This window comes from Cytophaga sp., from assembly GCF_051961495.1.
Taxonomy (GTDB): domain Bacteria; phylum Bacteroidota; class Bacteroidia; order Cytophagales; family Cytophagaceae; genus Cytophaga.
Genome location: NZ_JBQCDF010000288.1, coordinates 1 through 4,380, shown reverse-complemented (window position 1 = coordinate 4,380; position 4,380 = coordinate 1). Strand labels below are relative to the sequence as shown.

Genomic DNA, 4,380 nt, shown 5'->3' with positions numbered 1-4,380 from the left:
TAGTGCGCCTGATAAACCTATGAAACGCTCTTTTGATTGAATGTCTTCATTCAATTTATCGTATATAAATGAAATAAAAATAACATTATCAATCCCTAAAACAATTTCCATGATGGTAAGCGTAAGCAAACTCATCCACCCATCAAATGTTAAAAACGCATCAAACATACGGTTAGCTTATTTGACCTTAAGATACAAATTTTTATTCTTCAAACGAAGTGTGATTTTGCCGTTCTGCACACAAATATGTATTTGAACGGAATCTTATTATTTTTGAATGAATTATTGCAATTAGTGCGCCACAATAATGACTTCCACCCGCCTGTTCTTCTTTTTATTTTCTTCCGTATCGTTTGGTGCAATTGGTTTCGTGCCGCCGAATGCCTTCGTGCTGATTCGGGTTGAATCAATACCTTTAGAAATCAGATAGTTCTTAACAGTTACTACCCTTTTCCGCGACAATTCCATATTTAAGGCGGCATCTCCCTGGTTGTCCGTATGTCCGTCAAGCTCAATTTTTACAGCCGGATTCAGCTTCATTACTTCAGCAATTCTATCTAATTCAGAATAAGATGTTTCTATAAGTTTGTCGCTGCTCTGATAAAAAAATACATTTTTTAATTCAAGCTTTTGTCCGGTTTCTATCGGCACCAGCATTAAATCTACATGCGTTTCGGTATAGCCGGATGCTGCTTCAATGCTTATGTTTTCGCTCAATGATAAATAACCGGGAACCTTGGCTCTGTAGGCATACGTATTTCCGGCAGGCAGCACAATTTTATAATCTCCTGTAACTGCATTTGAATTCGCTACCCCAACGTTGACCCCTGTCGATAAAATGTCGTATTCAATTTCGGCGCCAATGGGGTTGCCGGTTTTAGCATCCAGCACGCGACCGGAAATAATTGTTACCGGATCTGGTTTTGCCGAAGGCGCCAGCGATACCATGAAAATGTCACTATTGTACTCTGCATTTCTTACGGAGTAGGTGTATGCTACATCTCCTGAAGCCGGTACTGAAAAGGCAAGTTCGCTGTTGATGGAATTTATCTTTGGACCAAGGTTTACAGGTGTGCTCCAGTTCTTCCAGGTATCATCCAGACGTTTGGTCATGAAAATATCATACCCGCCATAACCCAGATAGCCGTTGGAACCGAAGTAAAGTGTTTTCCCGTCTGATGCCAGAAACGGTGTGGCTTCCGATTGAAAAGTGTTCAGTTTTTTACCCATGTTCATGGGCTTTGTCCAGGTTTTATCCGTTTTCATAAAACTCACATACAGGTCGAGGTCCCCGTAAGAGTCCTGCATCTGAATGCTCAACAGCATTGTTTTGCCATCTGCTGCTAAAAAGAAAGAAGAGTATATATTTGAATTTTCGAAGCCTTCGATCATCAGCTCCTTCGGAAGTTCCCAGCCTGCAGCCGAATGGTTTGAGATCGACACACCGTTGCGGTCTGAAGAACCATCAGGGTTATATGTATTTGCAATCAGCAAGGTATTTACATCGGGTGTAAGTGAGGAAACAAAATTATGACCTTCGTTATTCAATGGCCTGCCGATATTCTGCGCCTTGCTCCATTGTCCGTCTGCCGTTTTGTTCGAATACCAGATATCTGTTTTGGTTGAATCAAGAACGTTTGCCGGATCACCGAGTCTTGAAAAATACAGCAGTTTGCCGTCTGCTGAAATGATGGGGTAGGCCTCAATGTATCTGGAATTAATGGCATCGCCCAGCGGAGCTGAAACGCCGGTTAGTGCGGCATCAGTGCTTACATTAACAGTAAGGTTTACCGGCTCGGCAGTGGATGCAATACCAATGGCATCAATGTAATTCCAGTTGGTTGACTCCATGTTTGAAGCCGTGATCAATACCGCAATAACGGGCGACTTACATTTTTTAATTGGTATCGATAATACCCTGTTCTTTTCTGTCAAAGGTTTTGAAACCGCAGTATATACTTTTTCTGTTGCACCGGATTGTTCAACAATGGTAACCGATGTGATTGCGCCCGGATTGTATGATTCAACAATAACAACCTGTTCCGCAATGATGGGGTCGCAAAAGCCTACCTTCAATGTTACATTGGAACTTTTGTAACCGCTGCTGTTGTAGCCAATGATCCAGTTGTTTGCAGACATGCCGGCGCCGTATGCCGGATATATTTTAGGCACACCCAATGCATGCTGCGGTGAGTATTTTAAAGCACCGTTATTCTTGTCGTTTGTCTCAAGCACTTTGCATGCCCAGCGGACTTCCTGCTGCGCCTGTAAAAATGTGCAGCAGCAGAAAAAATAAATACAGATAAAAATTCTCATAAACTTTCAGGTGATGTTATTTCAGCAGTGACCTGAAACCGTTTTTCTTTATCGTCTCTACCGACTCCTCTACTTTCGATTTCAGTTCAATTTTATATGCCTGTAATTTTTTCTGTACTTCACTGTCAAATGCTCCGATGATCTGTGCCGCAATGATGCCTGCATTGGCTGCACCATCAAGCGCTACGGTTGCCACCGGAACGCCGGAAGGCATCTGGAGGATAGACAATACAGAATCCCAGCCATCAATGGAGTTGGAAGATTTTACGGGAACACCGATCACGGGTAAGGTTGTCAACGCTGCTACCATGCCCGGTAAGTGCGCCGCACCGCCAGCCCCGGCAATAATACATTTCAATCCTTTATCAACCGCTGCCTGTCCGTACTCAACCATACGTTCAGGTGTACGATGTGCCGATACGATTGTCAGTTCAAATGGTATTCCGAATTTGTCCAGTATATCTGCTGCAGCCGACATGATTTTTAAATCCGACTGGCTGCCCATGATGATTCCTACTAATGGCTTGCTCATGCGATGATCTTTATAAGGTTTTTAACTTCTTCCGATTTCTTTTTCAAGCCTTCGATAGACTTGTCTAAAATAGTAACATGTCCCATTTTACGGAAAGGTTTTGTGATTTTCTTTCCATATAAATGCGGGTATACACCTTCAATATTCAATGCTTCTTCCAGACCTTCAAAAATAGCGCTGCCTACATAACCCGGTTCGCCCAACAGGTTTACCATGGCAGCAGGACACTGCTGGTTGGTTGCGCCCAGCGGCATGTTCAGGATCGCGCGCAGATGCTGTTCATATTGCGAGGTATAATTTGCCTGTATCGTCTGGTGGCCGCTGTTGTGTGGGCGTGGCGCGATTTCATTCACAAGAATTTCACCATCTTTCGTCAAAAACATTTCAACTGCCAGGATACCTACCAGACCAATGTCGTTGATCACGCCTTTGGCAATTTTTTCTGCTTTTTTATGAAGCTCTTCGGAGATCTCTGCCGGTGCGAATAAAAACTCTACCAGGTTATGTACGGGATGGAAGACCATTTCAACAGTCGGGAAAGCGCTGATCTGCCCGTCACGATTGCGCGCCACGATCACACTCAGTTCTTTTGCAAAATCGATTTTCTTTTCAAGCAAGCCGGGCTTGTCAAAACCCTTCGGTACGTCGTTCTTTGTATCGATCACCTGCACGCCTTTTCCGTCATAGCCTTCTTTGCCCAGCTTGTGTACAGCAGGCAGCAGGTTCAGGTGCTTTAAAATATCTTCTTTTGTATCGGTCAGTACAAACGGTGCGGTCGGAATATTGTTCTTGATATAAAACTCTTTCTGAAGACGTTTATCCTGGATCATTTCAATGATCTCCGGCTGCGGATAAACTTTGGTGCCTTCTTTCTGAAGTTTTTTCAGTGCTTCAACATTTACATTTTCAATTTCAATAGTGATCAGGTCCATGCCTTTACCGAACTGATATACTGTATCAAAATCGGTCAGCACACCGGTTGTAAAGCTGGCGCCCCAGTTTTTACAAGGTGCGTCGCCATCGGGATCCAGTACATGAATTTCCAGGTTATAATCTACGGCAGCCTGAAGCAACATACGCCCCAGCTGACCGCCGCCCAGCATTCCGATTTTGTAGTCTGAATAGAAATGTTCCATTATTTATGAATAAGAATAACTACAAAGATAAGGAAGTAAAAAGTGTAAAGTGTAAAGTTTGAAGTGTAAAGTACGAAAAATCTGTGATTTCTGAGTATAATGGATCAAATAGCGCTTTTCGGCCTGCTGGCGCAAGCATTCTCCTGCTGGCCTTGTGCCTCACCCGCTGGGGCAAGCAGGGAAAGGTTCGACCCCGATGGGGTCGGTGTTACACTTGCTGTTTTTCTATAAACCTGTGACTCCTCCGGAGTCATTTCTAACAAACATTTTATTTTATACTTAATACTTTATTACTGGTTGATTACTGCTGGCGCAAACGCGGAAATCTCCTAAGAATAATAGATTGAACGTCATGACTCCGGAGGAGTCACAGGTTTAAAGAAAAATTATCTCCAT

5 protein-coding genes are annotated in these 4,380 nt (G+C 43.3%); all 5 read right to left on the bottom strand.

What is annotated here, in order from left to right:
* The coding region (locus ACTHJT_RS16125) for a TerC family protein (protein WP_440240083.1) at window positions 1-135 on the bottom strand (135 nt) is incomplete at its 3' end.
* 156 nt (window positions 136-291) lie between these two features.
* Window positions 292-2,316, bottom strand: coding sequence for an OmpA family protein (locus tag ACTHJT_RS16120; protein WP_440240081.1), 2,025 nt, complete (start codon window positions 2,314-2,316; stop codon window positions 292-294).
* Between the two features lie 16 nt (window positions 2,317-2,332).
* Entirely contained in the window at window positions 2,333-2,848 is a 516-nt protein-coding gene (gene purE, locus ACTHJT_RS16115; RefSeq protein ID WP_440240079.1) for a 5-(carboxyamino)imidazole ribonucleotide mutase, read from the bottom strand.
* Window positions 2,845-3,984, bottom strand: coding sequence for a 5-(carboxyamino)imidazole ribonucleotide synthase (locus ACTHJT_RS16110; protein WP_440240077.1), 1,140 nt, complete (start codon window positions 3,982-3,984; stop codon window positions 2,845-2,847). Before ACTHJT_RS16110 ends, purE begins: the two co-directional genes overlap by 4 nt.
* A 104-nt stretch (window positions 3,985-4,088) precedes the next feature.
* Entirely contained in the window at window positions 4,089-4,238 is a 150-nt protein-coding gene (locus ACTHJT_RS16105) for a hypothetical protein (RefSeq protein ID WP_440240075.1), read from the bottom strand.
* Window positions 4,239-4,380: the final 142 nt, after the last annotated feature.

Excerpts from the sequence above, each read along its gene's own strand:
- ACTHJT_RS16120 (WP_440240081.1), bottom strand. The coding sequence starts at position 2,316 with ATGAGAATTTTTATCTGTATTTATTTTTTCTGCTGCTGCACATTTTTA.
- purE (WP_440240079.1), bottom strand. The coding sequence starts at position 2,848 with ATGAGCAAGCCATTAGTAGGAATCATCATGGGCAGCCAGTCGGATTTA.
- ACTHJT_RS16110 (WP_440240077.1), bottom strand. The coding sequence starts at position 3,984 with ATGGAACATTTCTATTCAGACTACAAAATCGGAATGCTGGGCGGCGGT.
- ACTHJT_RS16105 (WP_440240075.1), bottom strand. The coding sequence starts at position 4,238 with ATGACTCCGGAGGAGTCACAGGTTTATAGAAAAACAGCAAGTGTAACA.